10 protein-coding genes and 1 pseudogene are annotated in these 13877 nt (G+C 61.4%); 10 read left to right on the plus strand and 1 reads right to left on the minus strand.

The genetic code is table 11. The features are described from left to right. The first annotated feature begins 2 nt into the window (after positions 1-2). The 3 genes from V5734_RS03060 to terL are packed head-to-tail and all read left to right on the plus strand — an operon-like array spanning position 3 to position 3268. Positions 3-1400: a site-specific DNA-methyltransferase gene (locus V5734_RS03060; RefSeq protein ID WP_347312056.1), complete on the plus strand. Its 1398-nt coding sequence runs from the start codon at positions 3-5 to the stop codon at positions 1398-1400. Next, positions 1381-1803, plus strand: coding sequence for a DUF5681 domain-containing protein (locus V5734_RS03065; protein WP_347312057.1), 423 nt, complete (start codon positions 1381-1383; stop codon positions 1801-1803). The genes V5734_RS03060 and V5734_RS03065 overlap by 20 nt, the downstream gene beginning before the upstream one ends. Continuing rightward, positions 1796-3268: a phage terminase large subunit gene (terL, locus tag V5734_RS03070; RefSeq protein ID WP_347312058.1), complete on the plus strand. Its 1473-nt coding sequence runs from the start codon at positions 1796-1798 to the stop codon at positions 3266-3268. Before V5734_RS03065 ends, terL begins: the two co-directional genes overlap by 8 nt. An 85-nt stretch (positions 3269-3353) precedes the next feature. On the opposite strand, the gene V5734_RS03075 is transcribed toward terL, so the two are convergent. Continuing rightward, entirely contained in the window at positions 3354-4025 is a 672-nt protein-coding gene (locus V5734_RS03075; protein WP_347312059.1) for an AraC family transcriptional regulator, read from the minus strand. Between the two features lie 54 nt (positions 4026-4079). Here V5734_RS03075 and V5734_RS03080 point away from each other — a divergent pair, with 54 nt between their 5' ends. The 7 genes and pseudogenes from V5734_RS03080 to V5734_RS03110 all read left to right on the plus strand — a co-directional run. Continuing rightward, entirely contained in the window at positions 4080-6182 is a 2103-nt protein-coding gene (locus V5734_RS03080; RefSeq protein WP_347312060.1) for an adenine deaminase C-terminal domain-containing protein, read from the plus strand. 35 nt (positions 6183-6217) lie between these two features. Beyond that, positions 6218-7231, plus strand: coding sequence for a BMP family lipoprotein (locus V5734_RS03085; RefSeq protein ID WP_347312061.1), 1014 nt, complete (start codon positions 6218-6220; stop codon positions 7229-7231). A 54-nt stretch (positions 7232-7285) separates the two neighbouring features. Continuing rightward, positions 7286-8794: an ABC transporter ATP-binding protein gene (locus V5734_RS03090; RefSeq protein WP_347312062.1), complete on the plus strand. Its 1509-nt coding sequence runs from the start codon at positions 7286-7288 to the stop codon at positions 8792-8794. Continuing rightward, the gene (locus V5734_RS03095; RefSeq protein WP_347312063.1) at positions 8791-9861 is read left to right on the plus strand and encodes an ABC transporter permease; all 1071 of its coding nucleotides are present in this window, start codon (positions 8791-8793) and stop codon (positions 9859-9861) included. Before V5734_RS03090 ends, V5734_RS03095 begins: the two co-directional genes overlap by 4 nt. After that, entirely contained in the window at positions 9854-10786 is a 933-nt protein-coding gene (locus V5734_RS03100; protein ID WP_347312064.1) for an ABC transporter permease, read from the plus strand. Before V5734_RS03095 ends, V5734_RS03100 begins: the two co-directional genes overlap by 8 nt. A gap of 13 nt (positions 10787-10799) precedes the next feature. Beyond that, positions 10800-12590, plus strand: coding sequence for an adenine deaminase (gene ade / locus V5734_RS03105; RefSeq protein ID WP_347312065.1), 1791 nt, complete (start codon positions 10800-10802; stop codon positions 12588-12590). Between the two features lie 251 nt (positions 12591-12841). Beyond that, positions 12842-13333, plus strand: a pseudogene (locus V5734_RS03110) (IS110 family transposase); the annotation flags it as partial. Positions 13334-13877 lie beyond the last annotated feature (544 nt).

The raw sequence follows: 13877 nt of genomic DNA on the forward strand, positions 1-13877 counted from the left end.
CCATGCGCACGACCAATGACCCCGCCTGCGGGAACGAACCGTCTCTGCCTGCCGGCAGCAACCCGCCTGTCGACGTGATCCGGCACCTGCCGCTCGCGACGCTCAAACCTTACGCCCGCAACGCCCGGCGGCACGGCGACAGGCAGATCGACCTGATCGCCCGCTCGATCCGCGAGTTCGGTTTCGTGAACCCGGTGCTGATCGACCGGGACAACGCGATCGTGGCCGGGCACGGCCGTTACGAGGCGGCGCAACGCCTTGGCCTCGCGACCGTGCCGACGGTACTGCTCGAACATCTGACCGATGCCCAGGTCCGCGCTTACCGGATCGCCGACAACCGCATCGCGGAGCTGTCCGACTGGGACGCGGATCTGCTGCGGCTCGAGATCGTCGACCTTTCCGATCTCGAGTTCAGGGGCGAGCTTGACTTCGATCTCTCGCTCACGGGCTTCGACACGCCCGGGCTCGACATCATCCTCGACGGCAAGGCGGAAGGCGCGGAGCAGGTCGAGCAGGTGGAATTGCCTGACGCGGAAACGCGCGCCGTCACTTACCCGGGCGATCTCTGGACCCTTGGCGCGCACCGCCTCCTCTGTGGCGATGCGCTTCGCGAAGATAGCTACGCCCGGCTCATGGACGGCGAACGCGCGCGGATGGTGTTCACCGACCCGCCCTACAATGTGCCAATCAGCGGCCATGTCCGGGCCGGTGGCAGCGGGCATCGGGAGTTCGCGATGGGCGTCGGCGAGATGTCGGACGCGGAGTTCCGCGATTTCCTCGCGACCAGCCTGCGGCGCAGCACGTCGGTTCTCATGGAGGGTGGTATCGCGTTCGCCTGCATGGACTGGCGCCATGTCGAAGATCTCATCGTCGCGGGCAAGTCCGAGAAGCTGTCGCTCATCAACCTCTGCGTCTGGGCGAAGACCAATGGCGGCATGGGCAGCCTCTACCGCTCGAAGCACGAACTGGTCTGCGTCTTCAGGAAGGAGGGCGCGAACCATGTCAACAACGTCGAGCTGGGGCGCCATGGCCGCTACCGCACCAATGTCTGGGACTATCCCGGTGTCAACACCTTCCGGAAGGGGCGTGCGGCGGATCTAGCCGACCACCCGACGGTCAAGCCCACGGCGCTCATCGCCGACGCGATCCGCGATGTCAGCCACCGCGGCGAGATCGTGCTCGATCCCTTCGGCGGGTCGGGCTCGACGCTCCTGGCCGCCGAGAAGACCCGGCGCCGGGCGCGACTGATCGAGCTCGACCCGCTCTACTGCGACGTCGTGATCCGCCGTTGGCAGGCCCTGGCCGGCGGCTCCGCCGTCCTGGCCGGGACCGGCGAACGCTTCGACACCCGTGCTGCAGCCTTGGAGACGGAGGCCGGCCATGTCCAGGAAACCCGGTGACGGCACCTATGACGTCGGCTACGGCAAACCGCCTCGGGCGAGCCGCTTCCAGCCGGGCCAATCCGGCAATCCCCGCGGCCGGCCGAAGGAGGTGAAGAGCATCAACGACGTGCTCCAGAAACGTCTCCACACCAAGATCAAGGTCCAGGAGAACGGTCGGTCGAAGCAGATCACCTTGCTCGAGGTGATCATCGGCCGCCTTCTCAAGCGCGCTGCCGAGGGTGACAACCGCAGCATCACCATCGTCCTGAACCAAGTGCGGCTGCTGAAGGAGGTCGAGGAAGGCAGGGCAGACATGGCCACGCCCGAGCGGGACCGCCAGGTGCTCGAGGAGTTCGCCCGGATGATGGGCGGTTCCCTCGACGACCTCCTCAGCGACGCGGAGGAACGCCCCGATGCCTGACGGATCCAATGTCAACGCGCTACTCGCGCGAGAAGCGCAGAGGCGCTGCCTCTACCTCTTCCTGATCGGGGCGTTCGACATCCTGTGCCCGGGGGACAGGTTCGCCCGGGCCGACTACCTCGAGGCCATGTGCTACGCGTTGCAGCGGGTGGCAGAGGGCAAGTGCACCCGCCTTATCATCTCGGTGGCGCCCCGCCACCTGAAGAGCATCTGCGCCTCGGTGCTTCTACCAGCGTTTATCCTCGGGTATGACCCGACCCGGAAGATCATGGTCGTGAGCTATGGGGGCGACCTCGCGAAGGCCCACGCCGAAACCTTTCGCAGACTGGTTCAGAGCGCGTTGTACCGGTCGCTCTTTCCGGCCGTGCGGCTTGACCCGCGATCGATGGCCTGGGACTCTATCAAGACGATGCAGGGCGGAGGCCGCATGGCGATGTCGCTGACCGGCGCCATGACCGGATTTGGTGCGGACGTCATCGTGCTCGATGACCTGATCAAGGCGGGCGATGCCAACTATGAGACGATGCGCGCGCGGGTCCGGACGCAGTTCGACCAAGCGATATATTCGCGACTGAACGACAAGCGAACCGGGGCCATCGTGTCTGTTGCCCAGCGTCTCCATCTTGACGACGTCACCGGGTACCTGCTCGAAAAGGGCGGCTTCGAACACCTGGTCCTGCCCTCGATCGCGCAGAAGCGGACAGTGCTCCCGCTTTACGGAAATCGCACATTTACCCTGGAACCCGGCAGCGTGCTCAATCCCGCCCGGGAACCGCGCTATGTGCTGGATCGCATCCGGGGGGATATCGGAACCTATGCGTTCAATGCTCAATACCTGCAGGACCCTGAACTGGCCGACGGCCAATACCTCATGATAGAGGACTTGGACCTCGTGGATGAGCTACCCGATCTCGATTGCTTCGTCCGACGGGTGCAGAGCTGGGATACGGCCGCGAAGGACGGTCCGAACGCGGCCTACTCGGCCGGCTTGACCTTCGGATGGCATCGCGAGGAGGAGCGCTGGTACCTCCTTGACGTATGCCAGGAGCGCCTGAGCTACTCGGATCTCAAGGACCGCGTGATTGGTCTGCGCAAACGCTGGAACGCCGAACGCGTGCTCATCGAGGATGCGGCGATGGGAACCGCGCTGCTGAGTGACCTGCGCACGCACGGACATACCTGGAGCCGCCGCGTCAACGCGACCGAGGGCAAACTGGAACGGTTCCTTCCCGCCACGGATTGGCTGAAGTCCGGCTTTCTTGTGATTCCGAAGGATCGGCCGTGGTTCGATCCGTTTCGCCGCGAACTCCTGGCGTTCCCCAGTCATACCTTCCGAGACCAGGTCGATGCCCTCGTGCAGTTCCTGCACTGGGCCAAGCGCCGGGGCGACGCATTCCTGGACACCGACCCGCTCTCAGGCCGGCGCTTGGGCCTGCGGAGACGGGAGAGCATCCGCACGAGGTAGCATTGCGGGTCTGCCTGACGTTGAGTGACTCATTGCATCGAGGGCTCCGTCTCGTTCCCAAACCCTTACCTTACACACTGACCACCTAGTTTTTCCCACTCCTCAAATCGACGGTGCCGCGCCATTTCTTTGCGCGCAGATTGCGTGGCGTAATCTGATACCGCTCTTTGATCTTGCGCGAGAAATGATTGGGCGTTTTGAACCCCGTCTGATATGCGATCTGACTGATCTGCATACCGGTATGGCGCAGCAGGTAAGCTCCACGCCTCACGCGAAGGCGCCAAAGGTATTCCAGCGGATTTTCACTGAACACAGTCTTGTACAGCCTGTTCAGATGCTGCGGCGACAGGCCGGAGACGCCGGCCAGCATTTCCATCGTGATGGGCTGGTACAGGTTAGCCTCGATGTAGCGCCGGACAAGTTGCACTTGCGGCGGGATCTCGGAAACCGTCTGTTGCAGCTTTCTTCGGGTCAACAGCTCTTCGAGAACGGCAATACCCAGAGCGGAGCGGAAATCGCGCATGTCCGAGTAACTGTCCATCGGAAGGTCCGCCCCCGCTTTCATCAGCGCAGTCGCGGCGGGTGACACATCCATCGGACCGCAGAACGGAACAAGTGCGGCGATTTTCTCGGCGTCCAGTTCGCCGGACACGTACTGGCACCACAGGACGTTGCACATGACGGCAGGCCCGTAACGGTATTCCAGCCTTTGCGCCGAGGCCACGAAGGCGACACTCGGGGCCGAAAGCCGAAACACGCTTTCGTCGCATCGTATTTCGACTTGTCCTGTCCGAAGATATATCGCTTCGAGTTGGCATCCGGTCATCGGACCAAACTGATCCCCGGAACCATAGGTCGTTTCGCCGAACGTGAACGATGTTCCGGGCCGAAGAATATTCGCAATGGATATGTTTTCGTGTGTCGGTGTCGAGGTCATCTTGCGCCGGTCGAAATGAACGTCGTTTTTTGCGATATTTTGAGGCACACCTTCAACATGCCGAGCGTTCTTGGCAAGCAGCCGATTGGAAAGGCAGATTTCGTATGTTCATTTCAGATACTTTTAGGGGGCGACAGGTACGTGAAACTTGTTGCTGCACCCAGAGGGATTGATGACACTCCCGGAAAACGGGAGACAAGTTTCGTGAACCTGAGAGAAATGATCCGCGCCGGAAACGGCGATGTCAAAGCCGACCTGGTGGTCCGCAATGGCCAGTTGATCAACGTCGCCACAGCTGAAATCTATGCCGCCGAAGTTGCCATCAAGAGCGGGCATATTGTGGCGATCGGCGATGTCGAGTACTGCAAGGGACCCGACACCCGATATCACGACGTGGATGGGCGCTACCTGGCGCCGGGCCTGATCGACGGGCATCTTCATGTCGAATGCTCCAAACTGTCTGTTTCGAGCTTCGCCGAACTCGTGGTTCCCTATGGCACCACGTCGATCGTGTCGGGCCTCGACCAGATCCTTGTGGTTTCGGGGCTCGACGGCGTCCGACATTTTCTGGACGAAGCCAATGCCGGGCCGATGACCATTCACTGGGGCGCCCCGTGCAAGACCCCCTACACGATGCCGCGTTCGACGGTGAATCACTATTTCGGACCCGACGATCACCGCGCGACGCATGAATGGCCCGAATGCATCGGCATCTGGGAAACGGTGCGCGAGTTCATCCAGGAAGAAGACGATCACGTTCTCGAGGCGCTGGAGATAGCCCGCAAGCACAAGCTGCCGGTCTTTGGCTGTTCCCCAATGTGCAAGGGATCGAAACTGGCATCGTATGCCAGTGCGGGTATTCGCCTCGACCATGAAAGTTACGAAGTGACCGAGGCGCTGGAGAAGATGCGCAACGGAATGTTCATGCTGATCCGCGAAAGCTCGATCAGCCATTTCCTCGAGGAGAACATTCAGCTCGCCACCAAATACGTCCCCCTTGCGGATCACCGGATCAGCTTCTGCACCGACGATGTGGTGGCCACGGATGTGCTCAAGCGCGGGCATGTGGACAACATGGTGCGCATGGCCATCGCGGCCGGGGTTCCGCCGATGGCAGCGATCCAGATGGCGACGATCAACAGCGCCGTGGCGTGCCAGATCGACCACAAGGTCGGATTGATCGCTCCGGGCCGCCAAGCCGACATCCTGCTGGTGGACAGCCCGGAGACGTTCAATGTCGAGCAGGTCATCGCCAAGGGTCGTTTCGTGGCCGAAGGCAACCGGATGATCGCGCCTGTCAGACGCCCCGCGCGCCCGGCCTTTCTGACCGAGACGATGAGGGTGGCGCCGGTCAGCCCCGAGGATCTGAAACTGCGTTCTGACGCCGAAGCGGTCAAGGTGCTGGCGATGAACATGTCGCGCGACGTTCCCTTCGTGCGCAATCGCCGGGATGCCGTCTTGAAGGTCGTCAACGGAGAAATTGCCCCCGATACCGAGCAGGACGTCCTGTATGTCTGCGTGGTCGAACGCTATGGCAAGACGGGCAACCGGCCGGTCGCCTTCGTGTCGGGCTTCGGGCTGAAATACGGTGCGATGGCCACGTCGACGGCGCCGGATGACAACAATATCGTCTGCATCGGGACGAACGCCGACGATATGGCGGCTGCCATCAATTGGGTCATCCGGGAAGGCGGCGGTCAGGCCTTCGTGAAGGACGGCGAGGTTGTGGTCGGCCTGGAGCTGCCGATTGCCGGAATCGTTTCGGACATCGCCCCGAAAGAGATGGCGGCCAAGGAAGAAGCTCTCGATGCCGCCGCGAAGGCGGCGGGCTGTGAGCTGGAATGGCCGATCATGAACATGTTCGTGTTGTCGATCACTGCGATCCCCGAATACGCGATCACCGATCTGGGGGCTGTGGATTGTGTCGGGTTGAAGATCTTTGACCCGGTCTTGGAAGAACTGGAGTTGCAGGACTAGGCGATCCAGGACGAAGAACCATAGGGGAGTAAACCATGAAAACGCTAATAAATATCGTGGCTGGTGCCACGCTTCTGGTCTCGACCGGCGGCTACGCGGCGGCCGAAGCGCCGACGGAACTCGGGATCGGTCTGATCCTGTCCACGGGTCCGGAGGCAGCATGGGACGCAACCCTGCTGCGCGATATCGAGACTGTGGCAGAAGAAGCTCCTCACGGCCTCGATATCTCGTTCAAGAGCATCAACGGGGTCTGGGGCGAGGAAGCCCGCGACGCGATGGACCTTCTGGCCAAGACCGGCAAATACCAGATCATCTGGGCACACAGCAGCTATTCCGATCAGGTCAAGGCGCTACAGGAGAAATACCCGGACATCCTGTTCGTCGTCGTCGGATCGGGCAATGAAGGTCTGGGCGGTAATTCCTACTGGGTCTACAAGCGGGTGCATGAACCGTCCTATCTGCTTGGCGTCATGGCGGGCCGGCTAACCAAAAGCGACGTGGTAGGTGTGGTCGGGCAGTTCCCGTCCGAGGATGTGAACGATCAGATCAACAGCTTCTTCGCCGGTGCGCGCGCGGTCAATCCTGACGTGAAGCGCAAGGTTGCCTTCATCGAAAGCTGGTACGATCCGGCCAAGGCCGACCAGTTCACCAATGCCCAGATCGCGGCGGGGGCGGATCTGACCTTCCAGCTGGTTGCCAGTTTCGAGAGCTGCGAGAAGGCCAAAATCATGTGTTTCGGCAATTACGTCGATGAAGGCGAAACCTCGCCCGACTCGGTCGTTGCCAGCGCATTGATTTCCTGGAACCAGGATCTCAAATGGGTCATCGACGCGTGGTACGATCACGCCGCCAATGGCACGCCGTATGAAGGCAATACCAAAGAACACTGGATCCCCATGGCTGACGGCGGCTCGACGCTTTCCGGCTATCACACCTATGAAGACAAGCTGCCAGCAGAGCTGAAAGAAGAAGTCAGCGACCTTTCGGCGCAGATCTCCTCGGGCGAGCTGGAAATTCCGGTGGACCTGTCTCTGCCCACATCCGACTGATCATCGTAAGGCCCCCGAAGTCGACGGGGGCCTCCATCCGATAGGTCCAGACCGATGAACACTCCGACCCTCCAGGTGCGCGGTATCTGCAAGAGCTTCGGCCCAGTCCGCGCCAACCACGATATCAGCCTCTCCGTCGACGCAGGCGAGCTTCTGTGCCTGTTCGGAGAGAACGGTGCCGGAAAGTCCACGCTGTCCGCGTGCCTGACCGGACTCTATCGGCCTGACAGCGGTGAAATCCTGCTGCACGGCGAACGGCTGCACCTTTCCTCGGCTGCGGATGCGATCCGCAAGGGCATCGGCCTCGTGCATCAGCATTTCGTTCTCGTCCCGGATTTCACGGTCCTTGAAAACATCGTCATCGGTTCCGAACGGGGTGTCATCGTCCGATATGCGGAAGCCGAGGCCAAGCTGCGCCAGATCTGCCAAACCTATGATATCGACATCGACCCGAACGCGCTGGTGGGAGACCTTTCGGTAGGCGAACAGCAATGGGCGGAGTTGCTCAAGGCGCTGTATTTCGACGCGAAGGTGCTGATCCTCGACGAGCCGACTGCAACGCTCGACATTGAAAACTCCCGCAAGCTCTTTCGGATCATCGACAAGCTCAAGGCGGATGGCGTGGCCCTCATCCTGATCTCGCATTTCCTCGACGAGGTGATGCAGGCGGACAAAGTGGCGGTCCTGCGGCAGGGCGAGGTGATCGGCATCACGCCGACGGCAGAGACGACACCGCAGGAACTGACCCGCATGATGGTCGGACGTGATCTGAAGCCGCAGGTCCGGCAGGCAACGCCGGTCGGCGCCCCCCGCCTGGTGCTCGAAAACGTCACGGTGGCGGGGCCGGGCGATGTCCCGGCGCTCGACTCGGTGTCCCTGACCGTACACGCGGGAGAAATTCTGGGCATCGCCGGTGTCGCGGGCAACGGGCAGAATCCGCTGATGGAGGTGATCGCCGGTGTGCGCAAACCCGCATCGGGCCGGATCACGCTGGATGGCACGGTGATCGGAGGCGGGAATGCCCGCTCCATCAAGGATATGGGCCTTGGCCACATCCCCGACGATCGCTTCGCTCAAGCCCTCGTGCGCGATCTGTCGATCGAGGAGAACCTGATCCTCGGCGATCACAGGGACGGTTTCGCACGGAAAGGCTTCCTCGATTTCGACAAGATCCGCGCAAATGCCGGCAAGATGATCGAGGAGTTCCGGATTTCCGCACCGTCGCCCGAAACGCTTGTGCGAAACCTGTCGGGCGGGAACGCGCAGCGTGTCATCCTGGCGCGGGAGAAACGCCTGGCCACGAAGGTTCTGCTGGCCAATCAACCGACCCGGGGCCTCGATGTCGGCGTGATCGAGTATATCTACATGCGTCTGCTTGAAAAACGCGCCGAAGGGGTCTCTGTCCTGATCGCCTCGTCCGAGCTGCGGGATCTGCTGAACTTGTGCGATCGCATCGGCGTGTTGTTCCAGGGCCGTCTGATGGGCATCGTCGACGCCAGGAATACCAATCTCGAGGAGATCGGGCTTCTGATGGCCGGCCGGCCGCTGGAGAATGCGGCATGATCGAGATCACATCGCGACAGTCCGCCGGCTGGCAAATCACGCTGGCGGCCTATGTGCTGGCGCTGCTTTTGGGATTTGCACTTTCCTCTCTGCTGGTCCTGGCGAGCGGTGCCAGCGTTACCGAAGGGTTCAGTGCCCTTTACGAAGGTGCGTTCGGTTCTCGCGAGGCGATTCTGCAAAGCCTCGTCGCCGCGACGCCGCTGATCTTCACCGGTCTGGCGACGGTCATCGCCTTTCGCGCTGAAATCTGGAGCATCGGCCAGGAAGGGCAGATGTTCGCAGGGGCCATGTGCGGCTATTGGGCAAGCCTCCACATGGGCGGCATGACCGTGTGGATCGCGGTGCCCGTCATCATCATCGCTGCGATCTCTGGCGGGGCGGCACTCGGCGGATTTTGCGGCTGGCTGAAAACCCGCTTTGAGGTGAACGAGATCATTTCGACGGTGATGCTGAACTATGTTGTCATCTACCTGCTGTCCTACCTTCTGGCCGGCGGGCCGTGGACCGAAGAAGGTACGACCTCCTATCATCAGACGCCGATCCTGGCGGAGAATTTCCATCTTCCGTTGCTTCTCGACGACGTGAAGCTGCATATCGGTTTCCTGCTGGCGCTGCTCGCCGCGGCGGTTTGCTGGATCATCATCAAGAAGACGCCTTTGGGATTCGAGCTTCGCGCACTGGGGTTCAACCCCACCGCCCTGCGGTTCAAGGGCGTCGACGTATCCCGCACCGTGCTGATCGTCATGTGTCTCAGCGGCGGGCTCGCGGCAATGGCGGGCGTGTCGGAAATCTTCGGCGTCAACTACCGCCTGCGTGGCGACGTCATGACGGGGCTGGGCTTTACCGGCATCATCGTCGGCATGATTGGCGGGCTTAACCCGATCGGCGCGGTGATTGCGGCGCTGCTCTTCGGGGCGCTGACCAACGGATCACTCTACATGAGCGTGCTGTCGGATATTCCGCCCTCGCTCGTACCGGCCATGCAGGGGATTTTGCTGCTCTGTTTCCTGAGTGCGGCGGTCCTTGTCCGATATTCGATCCGGTTTCGGAGGCCCGCCAATGTCTGAATTGCTGTCACCCGAAATCCTGATGTCGATCTTGACCGCATCGGTGGGCGTGGCGACCGTGATCCTGCTGGCGGCTTTGGGCGAACTTGTGACAGAGCGCTCAGGCATCTGGAATATGGGGGTCGAGGGTACCATGCTGACCGGCTGCCTGATCGCCTATCTGGTGATGACGGGTACCGGCTCGCCGGTTGCTGCCGCCCTGGTCGCGATGGTTGCAGGTTTGGCAGTGGGTCTCTTGATCGGATTCATGACGATCACCCTGCGGGTGGATCATTTCGTCACCGGTCTCGGCTTCAACCTGCTGGCCAGCGGGCTTACGCTGTTCTGGTTTCGCAGCTATGTGGGCGGGGCCAGCCCGCCGACCTATTCCACCATCGACCGCGTGCCTGTTCCGCTTCTGTCGAAGATTCCCGTGGTCGGGCCAATTCTCTTCGATCAGCACCTGCTGACCTACATCACGTTCCTGAGCGTGCCTGTCATCGCTTTCTTCCTGCGGCGAACGACCTACGGGCTGGAAACACGCGCCGCCGGGGAAAACCCGCAGTTCCTCGAGGCGAAAGGGCTGTCGGTGGCGACCCGGCAATACAGCGCGGTCTTGTTCGGCTCGGCCCTGACGGCGCTAGGCGGGGCTTTCCTGATGCTCGCCTTTGCCGATCAGTTCCGCCCGGATATTTCCGGCGGCCGGGGCTGGCTTGCGATCGTCGCCGTCATCGCCGGCAACTGGCGCCCCGCGCGCACGATGGTCGCCGTCCTGATCTTTGCCATTCTGGACAGCGTGGCCGTACATGCCCAGGGTGTCGGTGTTAACATTCCCTACCAATTCTTCCTGATGCTACCCTATGTGGCGTCGATCCTGCTGCTGGTGTTCATCCGAAGCCGATCGGGCCAGCCCGCCAAACTCGGCGTACCCTATCTGAGACATTAGCCTAGAGGTGATCATGCCTGTTCAAACCTGGACCGAGGCCGCCCCCCGCCTGATCGACGTGGCGACGGGACGGAAAGCCGCCGATACCGTCGTGCGTGGCGGAAAATGGGTCAACGTCTATTCGGGCGAGATCATTCCGCGAACCGATATCGCCATCGCCGCCGGACGTATCGCCTATGTCGGCCCGGACGCCAGCCATGCGGTCGGACCGGAGACGAAGATCATCGAGGCCAAGGGCCGTTACATGGTGCCGGGGTTGTGCGACGCGCACATGCATGTGGAAAGCGGCATGGTCACGGTGACCGAATTCGCCCGCGCCGTGATCCCGCATGGCACCACGTCCATGTTCATCGACCCGCACGAAATAGCCAATGTGCTGGGGCTGAAGGGCGTGAAGGTCATGCATGATGATGCCGCGCGCCTGCCGATCAACGTGCAGGTGCAGATACCCTCCTGCGTACCTTCGGCTCCGGGGCTAGAGAATGCCGGGGCGGATCTGTCGGTTGAAGACGTGATGGAAGCGCTGAACTGGCCGCAGGTTTGCGGACTGGGTGAAATGATGAACTTCCCGGGCGTGGCGATGAACGATCCGAAGATGCTGGGCGAAATCGGTGCCACGCAGGAAGCGCGAAAGACCGTGGGCGGGCACTATGCATCGCCCGATCTTGGCTTGATGTTTCACGGCTATGTTGCCGGGGGCCCGGCCGACGACCATGAAGGTACCCGCAAGGAAGACCCGATCGCCCGCGTGCGGCAGGGAATGCGCGCCATGCTGCGGCTCGGTTCGGCCTGGTACGACGTGGCCGAACAGATCAAGGCCGTCACCGAGGATGGCATGGATCCCAGGAATTTCATCCTTTGCACGGATGACAGCCATTCCGGCACATTGGTGCGCGATGGTCATATGAACCGGGTTGTCCGCCATGCCATCGCGCAAGGGCTGAAGCCGATTACCGCCATTCAGATGGCCACGCTGAACACTGCACAGCATTTCGGCATGGAGCGCGACATCGGTTCCATCGCACCGGGGCGGCGGGCGGATATCATCCTGACCTCGGACCTGGCCTTGCTGCCGGTGGAACTTGTGATCGCGCAGGGAGAAATCGTGGCCGAGGACGGAGTGCTCAGCGCTGATATTCCCGAAGCGGACTATCCTGCCTTCTGCCGCAACACGGTCAAGCTCGGCCGCGCGCTTTCGGCCGATGACTTCGACATTTTCGCTCCCGAAGGCGCTCAGCAGGTGCGGGCGCGCGTGATCGGCGTGATCGAAAACCAGGCCCCCACACGGGCGCTGGAAATGTCCTTGCCGGTCAGAAACGGCCTGGTGCAAATGGACGCGGACAAGGACGTTTGCCAAATTGCCCTGGTGGAACGGCATCGCGGAACCGGCGGCGTCGTCAACGGGTTTGTCTCGGGTTTTGGCTATGACAAGCCCTGCGCGGTCGCCTCGACCGTGGCCCATGACAGCCATCATATGATCGTCGTCGGCACCTCGAAGCTAGATATGGCGGCAGCGGCCAACCATCTTGGTAAGATCGGGGGCGGCATTACCGTCTTCTCGGAAGGTCAGGAACTGGCCACGGTCGAATTGCCAATTGCCGGCCTGATGTCCGACGAGCGTGCTGAAGTTGTTGCCGGAAAGGCAGCTGCAATGATAGAGGCCATGGAGGCCTGCGGCTGCATTTTGAACAACGCATATATGCAGCATTCGCTTCTGGCACTCGTCGTTATCCCTGAGATCCGTATTTCGGATCTGGGGATCATCGACGTTACGACATTCAAAAAAGTTGATCTTCTTGTCTGAGCGGTGGTCACCACATTTAGTGGAGTGTGGAAGGCAGATTCCGAGCGAATTCAATTGAGCGGGGTAGGGCGGTCTCGTAGCGTGGGGGGACGACGAACAAGGTGTTTTCAGAAGAATCTGATCTGCTACGCTCGCGCCGGCTCGGTTGTTGTTCTCGTCGGCGCTCTGCAAGGTCTTTTCCCTTACAGATCAAGTTTTTGTGTCCAATTTCGACAGTAAGAGGCAGGAAGGGGCGGCTAGGCCCGATTCCTCTGACATTACCGACCTTGGGGATTCAGCTCGAAACTCTCGCTTTAGAAATCCGCAGCATCGAGCGTCAGTTGTTGGCGTGGCATCGGCAGAACCTGGCCAGCCAGCGGCTCGAGACGATCCCGGGCGTGGGCATCATCACCGCCACTGCCATCGCAGCGAGCGCTCCGGACCCATCCGTTTTCAAATCGGGGCGTCAGTTTGCGGCCTGGCTCGGGCTTGTGCCGCGACAGAACTCGTCGGGAGGCAAGGACCGGCTAGGGCGGGTGTCGAAGATGGGCAACGGCTACCTGCGTCGATTGCTTGTTGTAGACGCCACCTCCGTCACACGACGGGCGCCAAACATCGATACACGAACAGGCGCTTGGGTCCGGTCTCTGCTGGAACGCAAACCGACACGGCTTGTTACCGTGGCTATCGCAAACAAGACGGCGCGGACCGCATGGGCGCTGCTTTCGAAGGGAGAGCCCTACAGGGCCTCACCGGCCAACTGACCGAAAAAGGAATGCATCCGGCGACCCAATGGCGCCGCGACGAGATGCAAGGGCAGAAGAGAGTGATGATGAGCGAACGGGACCGCTGCCGGGACACCCCGAGGTGCTGTCAGGGCCTTCAAGCTCGTCCGTCTGATAGGGACCCGGTACGCGGACTTCATCAAGGCCAGCGGTCAGACGGACCGCATCAACCGGCCGGACACATGACCGCCACCCGCAACGCTCATCCGATGCTCAAATCAACCCTTGCGCAAACGGAGCCGTCCACACATGACAGCACCCAATGATGTCGAAACCCTTAGGACGTTCGGAGCCGCCGTGAACTACATCCGGGCGACGCGGGATCTGACGGGCACTGCCGCCTGACACACTCAGCCGGCGGTCCGCTTGCACTACCGAGATTGGTCGTTGTTGGGCAGGCTCGATCGCTTCTTTTCGTCATCGCGTTTGGAACCGAGCCGATGAACACGAAACAGGTCGTGCTTCGATCAGCCCGGTGTCTTCTCAGTTCCTGTTCTCAGGTCTTGTCAGATTTAATCGCTGA

This window comes from Defluviimonas sp. SAOS-178_SWC, from assembly GCF_039830135.1.
Lineage (GTDB): Bacteria > Pseudomonadota > Alphaproteobacteria > Rhodobacterales > Rhodobacteraceae > Albidovulum.

What these genes read in the sequence shown, in the direction of transcription:
- V5734_RS03060 (WP_347312056.1), top strand. Translation starts at nt 3, where the DNA reads ATGCGCACGACCAATGACCCCGCCTGCGGGAACGAACCGTCTCTGCCT.
- V5734_RS03065 (WP_347312057.1), top strand. Translation starts at nt 1,381, where the DNA reads ATGTCCAGGAAACCCGGTGACGGCACCTATGACGTCGGCTACGGCAAA.
- terL (WP_347312058.1), top strand. Translation starts at nt 1,796, where the DNA reads ATGCCTGACGGATCCAATGTCAACGCGCTACTCGCGCGAGAAGCGCAG.
- V5734_RS03085 (WP_347312061.1), top strand. Translation starts at nt 6,218, where the DNA reads ATGAAAACGCTAATAAATATCGTGGCTGGTGCCACGCTTCTGGTCTCG.
- V5734_RS03090 (WP_347312062.1), top strand. Translation starts at nt 7,286, where the DNA reads ATGAACACTCCGACCCTCCAGGTGCGCGGTATCTGCAAGAGCTTCGGC.
- V5734_RS03095 (WP_347312063.1), top strand. Translation starts at nt 8,791, where the DNA reads ATGATCGAGATCACATCGCGACAGTCCGCCGGCTGGCAAATCACGCTG.
- V5734_RS03100 (WP_347312064.1), top strand. Translation starts at nt 9,854, where the DNA reads ATGTCTGAATTGCTGTCACCCGAAATCCTGATGTCGATCTTGACCGCA.
- ade (WP_347312065.1), top strand. Translation starts at nt 10,800, where the DNA reads ATGCCTGTTCAAACCTGGACCGAGGCCGCCCCCCGCCTGATCGACGTG.